The organism is Cedecea sp. AS113 (genome assembly GCF_037152415.1).
Lineage (GTDB): Bacteria > Pseudomonadota > Gammaproteobacteria > Enterobacterales > Enterobacteriaceae > Cedecea.
Genome location: NZ_JBBCMI010000007.1, coordinates 37,371 through 50,853, shown reverse-complemented (window position 1 = coordinate 50,853; position 13,483 = coordinate 37,371). Strand labels below are relative to the sequence as shown.

At 57.3% G+C, this 13,483-nt stretch carries 13 protein-coding genes; 7 read left to right on the top strand and 6 right to left on the bottom strand.

What is annotated here, in order from left to right; translation table 11 throughout:
• Positions 1-14: 14 nt before the first annotated feature.
• Positions 15-710: an esterase gene (gene ypfH / locus WFN87_RS10280; protein WP_008460190.1), complete on the top strand. Its 696-nt coding sequence runs from the start codon at positions 15-17 to the stop codon at positions 708-710.
• A 42-nt stretch (positions 711-752) separates the two neighbouring features.
• Here the strand turns inward: ypfH and WFN87_RS10275 are convergent, their stop codons facing one another.
• The 3 genes from WFN87_RS10275 to WFN87_RS10265 are packed head-to-tail and all read right to left on the bottom strand — an operon-like array spanning position 753 to position 2,457.
• Entirely contained in the window at positions 753-941 is a 189-nt protein-coding gene (locus WFN87_RS10275; protein WP_008460189.1) for a YpfN family protein, read from the bottom strand.
• Positions 942-968: 27 nt separating this feature from the next.
• Positions 969-2,096: a succinyl-diaminopimelate desuccinylase gene (gene dapE / locus WFN87_RS10270; RefSeq protein WP_166990688.1), complete on the bottom strand. Its 1,128-nt coding sequence runs from the start codon at positions 2,094-2,096 to the stop codon at positions 969-971.
• 4 nt (positions 2,097-2,100) lie between these two features.
• The gene (locus WFN87_RS10265) at positions 2,101-2,457 is read right to left on the bottom strand and encodes an ArsC family reductase (RefSeq protein WP_166990691.1); all 357 of its coding nucleotides are present in this window, start codon (positions 2,455-2,457) and stop codon (positions 2,101-2,103) included.
• Positions 2,458-2,659: 202 nt separating this feature from the next.
• Between WFN87_RS10265 and ypfM the strand changes: the two genes are divergently transcribed.
• Positions 2,660-2,719, top strand: a complete 60-nt coding sequence (gene ypfM, locus WFN87_RS10260) for a protein YpfM (RefSeq protein WP_139827443.1) — start codon at positions 2,660-2,662, stop codon at positions 2,717-2,719.
• A gap of 113 nt (positions 2,720-2,832) precedes the next feature.
• On the opposite strand, the gene acrD is transcribed toward ypfM, so the two are convergent.
• The 3 genes from acrD to narQ all read right to left on the bottom strand — a co-directional run bounded on the left by acrD (position 2,833) and on the right by narQ (position 8,466).
• Entirely contained in the window at positions 2,833-5,943 is a 3,111-nt protein-coding gene (gene acrD, locus WFN87_RS10255) for a multidrug efflux RND transporter permease AcrD (protein WP_008460186.1), read from the bottom strand.
• A gap of 152 nt (positions 5,944-6,095) precedes the next feature.
• The gene (narP, locus tag WFN87_RS10250; protein WP_166871949.1) at positions 6,096-6,737 is read right to left on the bottom strand and encodes a nitrate/nitrite response regulator protein NarP; all 642 of its coding nucleotides are present in this window, start codon (positions 6,735-6,737) and stop codon (positions 6,096-6,098) included.
• Positions 6,738-6,756: 19 nt separating this feature from the next.
• Positions 6,757-8,466 (bottom strand): nitrate/nitrite two-component system sensor histidine kinase NarQ, encoded by a 1,710-nt coding sequence (gene narQ / locus WFN87_RS10245; RefSeq protein WP_336982071.1) that lies wholly within the window; start codon positions 8,464-8,466, stop codon positions 6,757-6,759.
• 351 nt (positions 8,467-8,817) lie between these two features.
• Here narQ and napF point away from each other — a divergent pair, with 351 nt between their 5' ends.
• The 5 genes from napF (at position 8,818) to napC (ending at position 13,187) form a co-directional block, all read left to right on the top strand.
• On the top strand, positions 8,818-9,309 hold the full coding sequence (gene napF / locus WFN87_RS10240) for a ferredoxin-type protein NapF (RefSeq protein WP_336982073.1): 492 nt from the start codon (positions 8,818-8,820) through the stop codon (positions 9,307-9,309).
• Positions 9,299-9,562 carry a chaperone NapD gene (napD, locus tag WFN87_RS10235; protein WP_039295845.1) on the top strand — a complete coding sequence of 88 codons (264 nt, stop codon included), beginning with the start codon at positions 9,299-9,301 and terminating at the stop codon, positions 9,560-9,562. The genes napF and napD overlap by 11 nt, the downstream gene beginning before the upstream one ends.
• Positions 9,559-12,045, top strand: a complete 2,487-nt coding sequence (napA, locus tag WFN87_RS10230) for a nitrate reductase catalytic subunit NapA (RefSeq protein ID WP_336982075.1) — start codon at positions 9,559-9,561, stop codon at positions 12,043-12,045. The genes napD and napA overlap by 4 nt, the downstream gene beginning before the upstream one ends.
• A gap of 86 nt (positions 12,046-12,131) precedes the next feature.
• Positions 12,132-12,581 carry a nitrate reductase cytochrome c-type subunit gene (gene napB / locus WFN87_RS10225; RefSeq protein ID WP_166871960.1) on the top strand — a complete coding sequence of 150 codons (450 nt, stop codon included), beginning with the start codon at positions 12,132-12,134 and terminating at the stop codon, positions 12,579-12,581.
• A 3-nt stretch (positions 12,582-12,584) separates the two neighbouring features.
• A complete protein-coding gene (gene napC / locus WFN87_RS10220; protein WP_008460173.1) occupies positions 12,585-13,187 on the top strand; it encodes a cytochrome c-type protein NapC in 603 nt (200 codons plus the stop codon).
• Positions 13,188-13,483 lie beyond the last annotated feature (296 nt).

Sequence of the window (13,483 nt, the reverse complement as noted above, 5' to 3'; positions counted from 1 at the left end):
ACCAGGAGAAAACCATGAAACATGACCATTTTGTTGTCCAGAGCCCCGCAACGCCAGCCAGCCAGCTGGTACTGCTGTTCCACGGCGTAGGCGACACGGCTAAAGCCATGGGCGAAATCGGGAGCTGGTTTGCACCAGAGTTTCCTGATGCTCTGGTGGTCAGTATTAGCGGGCCGAATCAAAGTGGCGCAGGCCGGGAGTGGTTTTCGGTGGCAGGCGTGACGGAAGAAAACCGTCAGCAGCGCGTGGATGCCGCGATGCCTGAGTTTATTGACGCCGTGCGTGACTGGCAGCGGCAAAGCGGCGTGCCGCCCACGGCGACGGCGCTGATTGGCTTCTCGCAGGGGGCTATTATGGCGCTGGAGAGCATTAAGGCTCAGCCGGGTCTTGCGGCTCGGGTCATTGCTTTTAGCGGGCGTTATGCGGAGCTGCCGCAGCAGGCCTCCACCAGCACCACAATCCATCTTATCCATGGCGACAACGACAAAGTGATCCACGCGACACACGCGGTGGATGCCGCCGAGAAGTTACTTAGCCTGGGCGGGGACGTGACGCTGGATTTGATTGACGATCTGGGGCATGCGATAGACGACCGCAGCATGAAGGCGGCGCTGGATCACCTGCGCTACACCGTGCCGAAGCACTATTTTGATGAGGCTTTGAGCGGCGGCGCGGCACCGAAAGATGATGATCTGATTGAGCTGCTGTAAATATCCGTCTCACTCCGGAATCGCCCGGAGTGAGACAGACTGCTATTTCTTCTTAGGCCAGTCGTCCTCGTCATCCCACTTATCGTTAAAGTCACGATGCGGCGGAAGCTCAGGCTTGTCTGCCATGTACTTCTTCGGATCGATTCGGTTCAGGTCTTTAATGACGTTAATAAAGATCCCCAGCAATAACACCAGGACGATAATCCACCAGTAATGCGATAGCCATTCCATGCTGATACCTCTTCAGTTGGCTGCCCGTCAGGCGACAAGCTGTTCCATAATGCGCTGATACATCCGGGCCAGCAGCTGCAGGTCGGCGGCGTTAACGCATTCATTGATTTTATGAATGGTGGCATTCACCGGCCCCAGCTCAACAACCTGAGCACCCATGCGGGCGATAAAGCGCCCGTCAGATGTACCGCCCGTGGTTAACAGCTGCGGTTTAATTTCATTATAGTGCTCAACGGCGTTCACTACCGCATCCACCAGCTTACCGCGTGACGTCAGGAACGGCAGGCCGGAAAGCCACCACTCGACGGTGTAGCGCAGTTCGTACTTATCCAGCAGGGCGACGACGCGCTGTTTGATGTCTTCATCGGTTAGCTCGGTGCTGAAGCGGAAGTTAAACTGCACAAACATATCGCCCGGAATAACGTTGTTGCTGCCGGTGCCGGCTTTAACGTTGGCAATCTGCATGCTGGTGGCCGGGAAGAACTCGTTGCCCTTATCCCACTCAATATCCGTCAGCTCTGCCAGCATTGGCGCTGCGCGATGTACCGGGTTATCTGCCAGATGCGGGTAGGCAACGTGGCCCTGGACGCCGTGAATGGTCAGGTTACAGGTCAGGGAGCCGCGACGGCCATTTTTCACCACGTCGCCAACGACTTCGGTACTGGACGGCTCGCCAACCAGGCAGTAGTCCAGACGCTCGCGGCGCGCCATCAGCGCTTCAACAACCTTCACGGTGCCGTTGGTTGCGCTGGCTTCTTCGTCGGAGGTAATCAGGAATGCCAGACGGCCTTTATGATTGGGGTGCTGGGCGACAAAACGTTCAGCCGCTACTACCATCGCCGCCAGCGAACCTTTCATGTCCGCCGCGCCACGACCAAACAGCATTCCGTCGCGAATCGTGGGCTCAAACGGCGGGTTAATCCAACGGTCGGCATCCCCTGATGGCACCACGTCGGTGTGCCCGGCAAACGCCAGCGTCTCACCCTGCCCACGCCAGGCCCAGAAGTTCTGGGTGTCGCCAAAATCCATGTGTTCAACGGTAAAACCAATCGCGCGCAGGCGCTCAATCAGCAGCGCCTGGCAACCGGCATCATCGGGGCTCAGGGAAGGACGACGAATAAGCTGTTGCGTCAGCTCAATAACCGGGCAGGACATAGGACTATACCTCGTTGATAAACTGCTGATAATGAGTTTCGTTGAAACCCAGCAGCATAGGCTGACCGGGCGCGCAGAGCAATGGGCGTTTGATGATTGCCGGCATCTCCAGCATCAGCGCCGCCGCGCTTTGTGCGTCATTGATGGATGCGCGATGGGCCTCATCCAGCTTGCGCCAGGTTGTGCCCCGCGTATTTAGCAGCGCTTCCCAACCAAGCTCAGAGATAAAACTGTTCAGCAGCGCGGCATCCAGCCCGTCAGCTCGATAGTCGTGAAACTGGTAATCCACGCCCTGAGCTTCTAAAAAGCGGCGCGCCTTTTTGATGGTGTCGCAATTTTTAATGCCGTACATGGTGATCATAGTGGCGGTCGGTTCCGTTTTAGTTTGCCATAGGGCAACCATTCTGCCGCAGGTGAGGGGAATTATCGAGCCGCGATTCAGTGCTAAACCGTTATTCTGCTAACGATATATTTGTGATGGCGCTCAATAGTTGACCGCTCAAAAAAGGTTCAACTGCAGGATATATCCGCGTATACTTGCGCCAACATCAAGAGAGGCGGTTATGATCGAGCACGAATTAGGGCAGTGGAAAGACTTCATCGAAGGTATGTTGCGCAAATAAGCGTTCCGGCATAAAAAGCAACGGCGCGATATTCTGGTACTGAATACTCTGCGAACATCAGCAAAAAGGCGACCTGAAAAGGCCGCCTTTTTTGTGGCTTATTGCCCGAGAGTTTAGTCGTGGTGCTCTTTGAGCGGGAAGCGTCTGCGCACCAGGACAAAGAACAGCGGCACAAAGAAGATGGCCAGCACGGTGGCGGAAATCATCCCGCCCATCACGCCGGTGCCTACCGCATGCTGGCTGCCGGAGCCTGCCCCGGTGCTGGTCGCCATCGGCAGAACCCCGAAAATAAACGCCAGGGACGTCATTAATATCGGGCGCAGTCGCTGGCGGCAGGCCTCAAGCGTGGCGGCAACCAGGTCCTGGCCTTTGGCGTTCAGGTCGTTGGCAAATTCGACGATTAAAATGGCATTTTTCGCCGAAAGGCCGATCACCGTTAGCAGCCCGACCTGGAAGTAAACGTCATTCTCAAGGCCTCGCATCCAGGTGGCGAGCAGGGCGCCAATCACCCCAAGCGGTACCACCAGCATGACGGAGAACGGCACGGACCAGCTCTCGTACAGCGCCGCAAGGCACAGGAATACGACCAGCAATGAAATGGCATACAGGGCAGGTGCCTGCGCGCCGGAGAGGCGTTCCTGGTAGGACATGCCCGTCCACTCGAGACCAAAGCCGTTCGGCAGCTTGCTGACCAGATCTTCCATAATGTCCATGGCGGTACCGGTACTTAACCCAGGTGCCGCTTCCCCGACAATTTCCAGCGCGGAATAGCCGTTGTATCGCTCCAGGCGAGGCGAGCCTGTTTCCCACCGGGAAGTGGCAAAGGCGGAGAACGGCACCATGCCGCCTGTTTTATTACGCACGTACCAGCTATTGATATCGTCCGGCAGCATGCGGTACTTGGCCGCAGCCTGGACATACACTTTCTTCACGCGCCCGCGATCCATAAAGTCATTCACATAGCTTGAGCCCCAGGCCGTTTGCAGGGTGTTGTTGATATCATCGATGGAGACGCCCAGCGCCTGAGCCTTACGCTGGTCGATATCGATTTGCAGCTGCGGGCTGTCGTCCAGGCCGTTGTGGCGCACTCGCGTGAGCTGCGGGTTATTGCCGGCCATTTCCAACAGCTGGTCACGCGCCTGCATGAGCGCATCGTGCCCCGCGCCGGCATGATCCTGCAGCTCCATATCAAAGCCTGCGGCGTTGCCCAAACCGTTAATCGCGGGCGGGCTGCTGGCAATGACGCGCGCTTCTTTGATCTTATTAAAGGCTTTGGTGGCCCGTTCAATGATGGCAAACGAACTGCCGTCGGCGCTGCGTTCGTCCCAGTCCTTCAGGCGAATAAACATGCGCGCCACGTTTTGCCCGTTCCCGCCCGGGCCTGCGCCAATGGTGGAGAACACCGACACGACGTTGTCTTTCTCTTTGGTGAGGTAATACTGCTCCACCTGCTGCACCACTTTGGTTGTCTGCTGCTGCGTTGCGCCGCTCGGAAGCTGTACTGACGTGGTGAACACGCCGCGGTCTTCCTGGGGCAGGAATGACGTCGGCAGTTTGAGGAACAGGAACACCATGCCGCCAAGCAGCAGGGCATAAATCAGCATCCAGCGTAGGCTACGGGAGAGGATTCTTGCCACGCCGTTTTCGTAGCGTTCGGCACTGCGGTTGAAGGTGCGGTTAAACCAGCCAAAGAAGCCTTTCTGGCCGTGATGCTCACCTTTATGCAGCGGCTTAAGAATGGTTGCACACAGGGCTGGGGTGAGGATCATCGCCACCAGCACCGAGAGCACCATGGCGGCGACGATAGTGACCGAGAACTGGCGGTAAATCGCCCCGGTTGTGCCGCCAAAGAACGCCATCGGCACGAACACGGCGGAGAGCACCATGGCGATGCCGACCAGCGCTCCCTGGATTTGGCCCATGGATTTGCGTGTCGCCTCCCGAGGGGAGAGGCCTTCCTCGCTCATAATTCGCTCGACGTTTTCTACCACCACGATGGCGTCATCCACCAGCAGGCCGATAGCCAGCACGGTGGCGAACATCGTCAGCGTGTTAATGCTGTAGCCGAAGACATACAGCACGGCAAAGGTGCCGAGCAGCACCACCGGTACGGCAATCGTCGGGATAAGCGTGGCGCGGAAGTTTTGCAGGAACAGGTACATCACCAGGAACACCAGCAGAATCGCTTCCAGCAGCGTTTTCACCACGTCGGTGATTGAGGCTTTTACGAACGGGGAGGTTTCGTAGGCGATTTTAGCTTCCAGACCGTGTGGGAAAAACTGCGAAAGCTCTTCGATCTTGGCGCGGGCCAGCTTGTCGGTTTCCATTTCGTTGGCACCGGAAGCCAGCTTAATGCCAAGCCCGGAAGCGGGCTGCCCGTTGTAGGTGCTCAGGAAGTCATATTTCTCCGCCCCCATCTCAACGTCCGCCACATCCCCCAGCGTGACCAGCGAACCGTCCTGATTCACCCTCAGCGTAATGTCTTTGAACTGCTGCGGTGTTTGCAGGAGCGACTGGGCATTGATGGTGGCGTTCAGCGCCTGTTTGTCCAGCGACGGCGTGCCGCCAAGCTGGCCCACGGCAATTTGCGCATTCTGGGATTTGATGGCGGTGACCACGTCCTGGGTGGTCATCTGGTAGTTGATGAGCTTATTCGGGTCGAGCCAGATACGCATGGAATACTGCGAGCCGTAAGCATCGACGCTGCCGACGCCGTTCACGCGGCTCATCGGGTCCTGTACGTTACTGGCCACGTAGTCAGCGATGTCCTGCTTATCCATGCTGCCGTCGGTGGAAACAAAGGCCACCATCAGAATATTGGTGTCACCGGTCTTGTTCACCGTGACGCCCTGAGTCTGCACGTCCTGCGGCAGCTTTCTTACCGCAGACTGCAGCTGGTTTTGCACCTGCTGTACCGCAGAGTCCGGGTCCGTCCCGGCCTTAAAGCTCAGGGTAATGGTGGCCTGACCGGCGCTGCTGCTTTGGGACGACATGTACATCATGTTGTCCAGGCCGGTCATGCTTTGCTCTATCACCTGCGTGACGGTGTTTTCCAGGGTTTGCGCGGAAGCACCTGGATAGTTGGCGGTGATCCTTACGTTGGGTGGCGCAAGATCGGGATATTGTTCGACGGGCAGTGAAAAAATAGCCAGTGCCCCGGTCAGGCAAAGTAAAATTGCCAGCACCCAGGCAAAAATGGGGCGAGAAATGAAAAAATTCGCCATGCGGTCAGGACCCCTTAAAAGCTTCTAATTGTTATCAATAACCGCATCACTGTAGCTTTAACCGCTTAGTCAAACGTGGAGAAATCTAGGAGATAGTGTAAATATGCTTTGGAATTGGCAGGATTTGTAACCATACCGTTTATTGGGTCGTTTTAACCCCGGCTTTCCAAAAATAATACCGTGGCCGCGACGCGTGACCTTACCTGCAGCTTACGAAGCAGGTTACGGATATGCACTTTTACCGTCTCTTCTGAAATATGCAGCCCGCTGGCAATTTGCTTATTTGACAGCCCACGGGCCACCTCTGACAGCACGTCCAGCTCACGCTCAGTGAGAATAGCAAACGGATCGCTGCTCTGCCGCTCACTCCCACGGTTGGTCAGATACTCGCGTACCTGCTCGCTAAATGCTTTTTCACCCGTCAGGCAGCGGTGAATGTCCTGCAATAAAACCTCCGGATCGCTGTCTTTCAGCAGGTAACCATCGGCCCCGGCATCAATCAGCGTAAAGATATCGCTGCGGGCGTCGGACACGGTCAGGATAACCACGCGGGCGCTGATCCCGTCCCGGCGCAGGGCGTTGAGCGTATCGAGGCCGCTCAGGCCCTTCATGTTCAGGTCGAGCAGAATCAAATCCGGCGAAAGGCGATTCGCTAAACTGATGGCCTCCGCACCGCTGCTGGCTTCACCGACGACCGTAAACGTGCTGTCCAGCTCAAGCAACTGGCGCACTCCGCGCCGCATCAGCGGGTGATCGTCCACGATTAAAACCTGGTATACCGTTTTCTCAGACATTGCTAACTCCTGAATAAAGCTAATTATTGTTATGGCTCCCGGCGTCAGCCAGAGGCGCAGAGGTAAAGTGGACTTCTACTCGCGTTCCGCCCTCTGGCGGACGGGATATTGTCAGCAGGCCGCCAAGTCGGCCTGCGCGTTCGTGCATGATATTCAGCCCGTAGTGACCTTCCGGCTCTTCAAGGCTGGCAATCCCGTGCCCGTCGTCAAATACCGAAGCGAAATGCTCGCCGCCGCTTTCTGAGCGGCAAACCACCTCAATATGGCTCGCATTGGCGTGTTTAATCGCATTCAGTACCGCCTCCCGGATGATTTGCAGCAGGTGGATTTGCTGCGAAGCGTCCAGAACCTGAGTCGGCATGCTGCATTTCAGGCTAATGTCTGCCTGGGTTTGCTCGCGCAGCGGTTCAAGCAGCTCCTGCAGCGCGGCGGGTAAATCTGCCTGCTGCAGCGTCAGGCGGAAGGTGGTGAGCAGCTCGCGTAGCTGGCGATAGGCGTCGTTTAAGGCCTGTGAAAAATCCCCGACAATTCGCTGTGCGGGCAGGTTTTCCTCGGGCACCGCGCGCTTGAGCAGCGTCAGTTGGATACGAAGATATGAGAGCACCTGGGCCAGAGAGTCATGCAGCTCGCGGGCAATCGTAGCCCGTTCCTCCATTAACAGCAGTTGCTGGTAGTGTTTTTGTGCCTGATTAAAGTACACACCTCGCCCCAGCATGGTGGCCACGCTTTTCATCAGCTGTTGGGAAGGGGCTTTATCCGGTGACTGCCAGCGCAGCGTGCCAAAAGCGCTGTCCTGCTGAACCAGCGGCAGGGTATGCCATTTTTCGTCCGGGACCGGGGAGCCTTCCGTCAGCCGCCAGTTTTCACCCACCTGCATTTCCAGGGCGCTGACCGCCTCATGCTGGTGGATGATTTGCAGGATCTGCATGAAACAGTCGCGATTGATGGTGCTGACGTTCAGCGCCTGGGAGCAGCTGTACAGCACTTCGAGCATGCGGTTGGCTTCCTGCAGGCGCAGGGTCTTTTGCTCCACCTGCTGCTCTAAGGAACGATAAAGTTTTTGCAGCTCATCCGCCATGCGGATAAAAGCCTGTGCCAGGGCACCCAGCTCATTGGGCAGAGAGCGGTCAAGGTTCGGGAGGGTAAATTCGCCGCGCTCAATAGCTTTACTCGCTTCCACCATGGTATTGAGCGGCATGACCACCTGCTGGCGGATGCGGCGCAAAGTGAAGAATACCAGGGTAAAAATAGCGATAAAACCGACCACCGAAGCCGCGACAACCTGCATCATTTTTCGCTCGGCATAATGCTGCAGCGCCAGCACGAACAGGTCGATTTGTTCCACGTAGGCGGCAATGTTATAGCGGTACCAGTCGATGTCTTCGTTCTGAATATGCTGTTGCATTTGCTGCCAGGCCTGCTGCAGAGCGTTATAGCGGGCTTGCACCTCAGCAGGCACCCAAAACCGGTTAAGCTGCAGCAATGTTGGGGCGTTCAGCGACTGTTGAAACTGCTGTAAATGTGCCGGAATAGCCCTGGGGTTACTCTGAAGATCGTAGCCCAGACGGTAGCTCTGCATACGCAGCGAGCCCGCAATGTTCACCGCTTCTGCGTCTTTCAGGCTGCTGGCGAGCGTCAGCATTGCGATGCCGGTGGAAAGCAATGACAGCAAAACAATCGAAAAGAAAGCGCGGGCAAGGCTGGTGGAGACCGAGCGTTTGACTGTCACTGGGGAATAACCCTTTAAAGTATGCGGTGGAGCGAAACCTACCAGAATCTGCCTGAGACGCAAACGCCTGGCGGTGACTTTTTCGCCCCAGCGCGAAAAATGCAGCCGTATTTAACGCAAGCTTTGCGACAGCATAACGTCTGCCTTACATCTGCTGATTCCTCCTCGTCACGCCGAAACCGTGCACCTCTTTGATCCGACAACGGCATTTACCCCTTTATGGGGATGCTTTTGTAACCCCTCATCACATACCTTAAGTGCCGTAAAAACCGCAGAGAATACGCGGATAAAAAGAATAACGTTTCTACCCGGTGGCGACCTGGCCGGGCATTTTGAGCAAGGATCTGCCCAATGGCTAAACTGACCCGTCGTGGCCTGCTGACCGGGGGCTGGCACAGTTCTACTCCCGCTGTTCGCCCTCCATGGAGCGGCGATGAAAACCATTTTCTTCTGGACTGCACGCGCTGCGATAGCTGCGTGACCGCCTGTCAGAGCCGGGTGCTTCGCCGTGGCCAGGGCGGCTACCCCGAAATCGACTTTAGCCGGGGGGAGTGCACTTTCTGCTACGCGTGCGCGGACGCCTGCCCTCAGCGGCTTTTTGCCCCGCAATCAGCGCAACCTTGGGCACTGACTTTACAGCTCGGCGAAACCTGTCTGGCCTGGCATCAGGTGGAATGTCGCAGCTGCGAAGATGCCTGTGAACCGCAGGCCATCCGGTTCATCCCCACTCTGCAGGACGTTTCCCGTCCACAGATTTCTTTGTCTGCCTGTCACGGCTGCGGCGCTTGTGTTGCCGGGTGCCCAACGTCAGCCATCACCCTGAGGCCACAAAATGCACACTGACTGGCACGTATGCGGCCTGGTGGTTCAGGCCAGACCTGAACATGTTGCTGCCGTACGCAGCGCGATCAACTCGCTGCCCGGCAGCGAGGTTGCGGTTGACGATATCGACAGCGGCAAACTTGCGGTGGTTATTGAAGCCGCCGAAAGCAACACGCTGCTGGAACAAATTGAGCGGGCACGCAATATCTCCGGCGTGCTGGCGGTGTCGCTGGTTTATCACCAGCAGAATGAACAAGGTGAGGAAGCACCATGAAACTCAGTCGTCGTAGCTTTATGAAAGCGAATGCCGTTGCCGCAGCTGCCGCGGCGGCGGGCCTCAGCGCACCGGGCGTGGCTCGTGCGGTGGTCGGCAAACCCGATGCCATTAAATGGGACAAAGCGCCGTGCCGCTTCTGCGGTACCGGCTGCGGCGTGCTGGTGGGGACCCAAAACGGCCGCGTCGTCGCAAGCCAGGGCGACCCGGAAGCGCCGGTCAACCGAGGGCTGAATTGCATTAAGGGCTACTTCCTGCCAAAGATCATGTACGGAAAAGATCGTCTCACCCAGCCGCTGCTGCGCATGAAAGACGGGCAGTACCACAAAGAGGGCGAGTTCCAGCCGGTAAGCTGGGAAAAAGCCTTCGACGTGATGGAAGATAAATTCAAGAACGCCCTGAAAGAGAAAGGCCCGGACGGTATCGGCATGTTTGGCTCCGGGCAGTGGACGGTGTGGGAAGGCTACGCCGCCGCGAAGCTGTTCAAGGCAGGCTTCCGTTCGAACAACATCGATCCGAACGCGCGTCACTGCATGGCGTCTGCCGTCGTGGGCTTTATGCGCACCTTCGGCATGGATGAGCCGATGGGCTGCTATGACGATATTGAGCAGGCGGACGCCTTTGTGCTTTGGGGCTCCAACATGGCAGAGATGCATCCGGTGCTCTGGTCACGCATCGCTAACCGCCGCCTGACCGATGAAAACGTCAAGGTTGCCGTGCTTTCGACCTTCCAGCACCGCAGCTTCGAGCTGGCGGACAACGGTATGGTCTTCACGCCGCAAAGCGATCTGGCGATCCTGAACTACATCGCCAACCACATCATTCAGAACAACGCGGTGAACGAGTCGTTCTTTAAGCAGCACGTTAACCTGCGCTGTGGCGTGACGGATATTGGCTATGGGCTGCGCCCGACGCACCCGCTGGAAAAGGCCGCGAAGAATCCGGGATCTGACGCTTCCGAGCCGATGAGCTTCGACGAATACAAAACGTTTGTCGCCGAGTACACGCTGGAGAAAACCGCTGCAATGAGCGGGGTGCCGAAAGACCAGCTTGAAGCGCTCGCGAAGCTCTACGCTGACCCGAATAAGAAAGTGATTTCCTACTGGACGATGGGCTTTAACCAGCACGTGCGCGGCGTCTGGGCGAATAACCTGGTTTACAACCTGCATCTTCTGACCGGGAAAATCTCTCAGCCAGGCTGCGGGCCATTCTCGCTGACGGGGCAGCCGTCCGCCTGCGGCACCGCGCGTGAAGTGGGCACTTTTGCACACCGCTTACCGGCAGACATGGTCGTCACCAACGAAAAGCACCGGGAGATCGTCGAAAAAACCTGGCAGCTGCCCGCCGGCACCATTCCAGCCAAAGTGGGTTTGCACGCAGTGGCGCAGGACAGGGCGCTGAAAGACGGCAAGCTCAACGTGTACTGGGTGATGTGCAACAACAACATGCAGGCCGGGCCGAATATCACCGAAGAGCGTATGCCGGGCTGGCGCGATCCGCGTAATTTCATCATCGTCTCCGATCCTTATCCGACCATCAGCGCGTTAACGGCGGACCTGATCCTGCCGACGGCAATGTGGGTTGAGAAAGAGGGCGCCTACGGTAACGCCGAGCGCCGTACGCAGTTCTGGCGTCAGCAGGTGAGCGCGCCGGGCGAGGCGAAGTCCGATCTCTGGCAACTTGTGACCTTCGCAAAACGCTTCAAGGTCGAGGATGTCTGGCCTGCTGAGCTTCTCGAGAAAAAACCAGAATACCGGGACAAAACCCTGTTCGACGTGCTGTTTGCCAGCGATGCGGTCCGCAAGTTCCCGGTGACCGAACTGGCAGCAGAGCAGCTAAACGACGAATCCCGCGAGCTGGGCTTCTACCTGCAAAAAGGCCTGTTTGAGGAATACGCCAGCTTTGGCCGCGGGCACGGGCACGATCTGGCCCCGTTTGACGAGTATCACAAAGCCCGGGGCTTACGCTGGCCGGTGGTCGACGGGAAAGAAACCCAGTGGCGCTACAGCGAGGGCCACGATCCGTACGTTAAGGCCGGGGAAGGCTTCAAGTTCTACGGTAAACCGGACGGGAAAGCGGTGATCTTCGCGCTGCCGTTCGAGCCGGCGGCAGAAGCCCCGGACCAGGAGTACGACCTGTGGCTATCTACCGGGCGTGTGCTCGAGCACTGGCATACCGGCAGCATGACGCGCCGCGTGCCGGAGCTGCATCGTGCCTTCCCCGAGGCCGTCACGTTTGTGCATCCGCTGGATGCCCAGGCGCGCGGTCTGCGCCGTGGCGACAAAGTGAAGGTGATTTCTCGCCGTGGTGAAGTGGTTTCCATCGTCGAAACCCGTGGCCGCAATAAGCCGCCCCGAGGCCTGGTCTACATGCCGTTCTTCGACGCCGCGCAGCTTGTGAATAACCTGACGCTCGACGCCACCGACCCGCTCTCCAAAGAGGCGGATTTCAAGAAGTGCGCCGTAAAGCTGGCGAAGGTGTAACGCGCAATGCCCTTCGGTCGCGGCATCGCTAAGTATCCGGAGGGTGTTTTCAGAATAACAATTCGATGGAGCCTGGGAGCTAAATCATGAATAACCAAGGCCTGATGAAGGCGTTGTTTCAATGGGGAGCGGCATTCACTCTGGTTGTCAGCGGTGCGCTTTGGGCGGCAACTGGCGTGGATCTTAAGCAATCGCCTGAAGTGTCCGGCACCCCGGAAGGGGCTGTGCTGATGCCAAAGCAGCAGCAGCGGATGGCGCTGAACTACGTTAACCAGCCGCCGATGATCCCGCATAGCGTGGACGGCTACCAGGTCACGACGACCAGTAACCGCTGCCTGCAGTGCCACGGTGTTGAAAGTTACCGCACCACGGGAGCTCCGCGCGTCAGCCCAACGCACTTTATGGATAGCGACGGCAAGGTGCTTTCGAACGTGGCGCCTCGCCGCTATTTCTGCCTGCAATGCCACGTGCCCCAGGCGGATGTTGCCCCGATTGTTGAAAATACCTTCGAGCCATCCAAAGGGTTTGGGAAATAAGTTATGGATAAATCAACTCGTCAACCCGGCATCATTAAACGCGTGTGGCAGTGGTGGCGCAGGCCGAGCCGGTTAGCGCTAGGCACGTTGCTGCTGATTGGCTTTGCTGCCGGGATAATTTTTTGGGGCGGTTTCAACACCGGGATGGAAATGTCCAACCGCGAAGAGTTCTGCATCGGCTGCCATGAAATGCGCAATAACGTGTATGAGGAATACATGGGCACGGTGCATTACAACAACCGCAGTGGCGTGCGTGCGACTTGCCCGGATTGCCATGTGCCGCACGAATGGGTGCCGAAAATGATCCGTAAAATTCAGGCCAGCAAGGAGCTGTACGCCAAGGCCTTTGGGCTGATAGACACGCCGCAGAAGTTTGACGATCACCGCCTGGCGATGGCGCAAAACGAGTGGCGGCGGATGAAAAACAATAACTCCCAGGAGTGTCGAAACTGCCATAACTTCGACTATATGGATTTCACCGCGCAGAAAACCGTGGCGGCCAAAATGCACGATGAGGCGATCAAAGACGGAAAAACCTGTATTGATTGCCATAAAGGCATAGCGCATAAGCTGCCGGATATGCGAGAGGTTGAGGCGGGGTTTTGATTAATATTCTGGATTTCTTATTTCTGTAAGCCAGGCATATTTCCGTTCACCCGTAGATCGATTCCCCATGTACGCTCAGAGCACGGTGAACGTGTCAGGGGGCATTACGCCATGCCCCCTGACAACCCCCGGCGCCCGGCGAGCTCATCGCCGCTGAAGCGGTAAACCCACCGGCTATCACCCAAACATTCGGGGTCGTTCGCGATTCGTTCCCGACGATCGCTCTCTTTCGCTGTTCCCGACAGCTCAACCCCGCCTGAGTTGGGTCATAGCCGGGGGCGCTGAGAGCCGGGAAC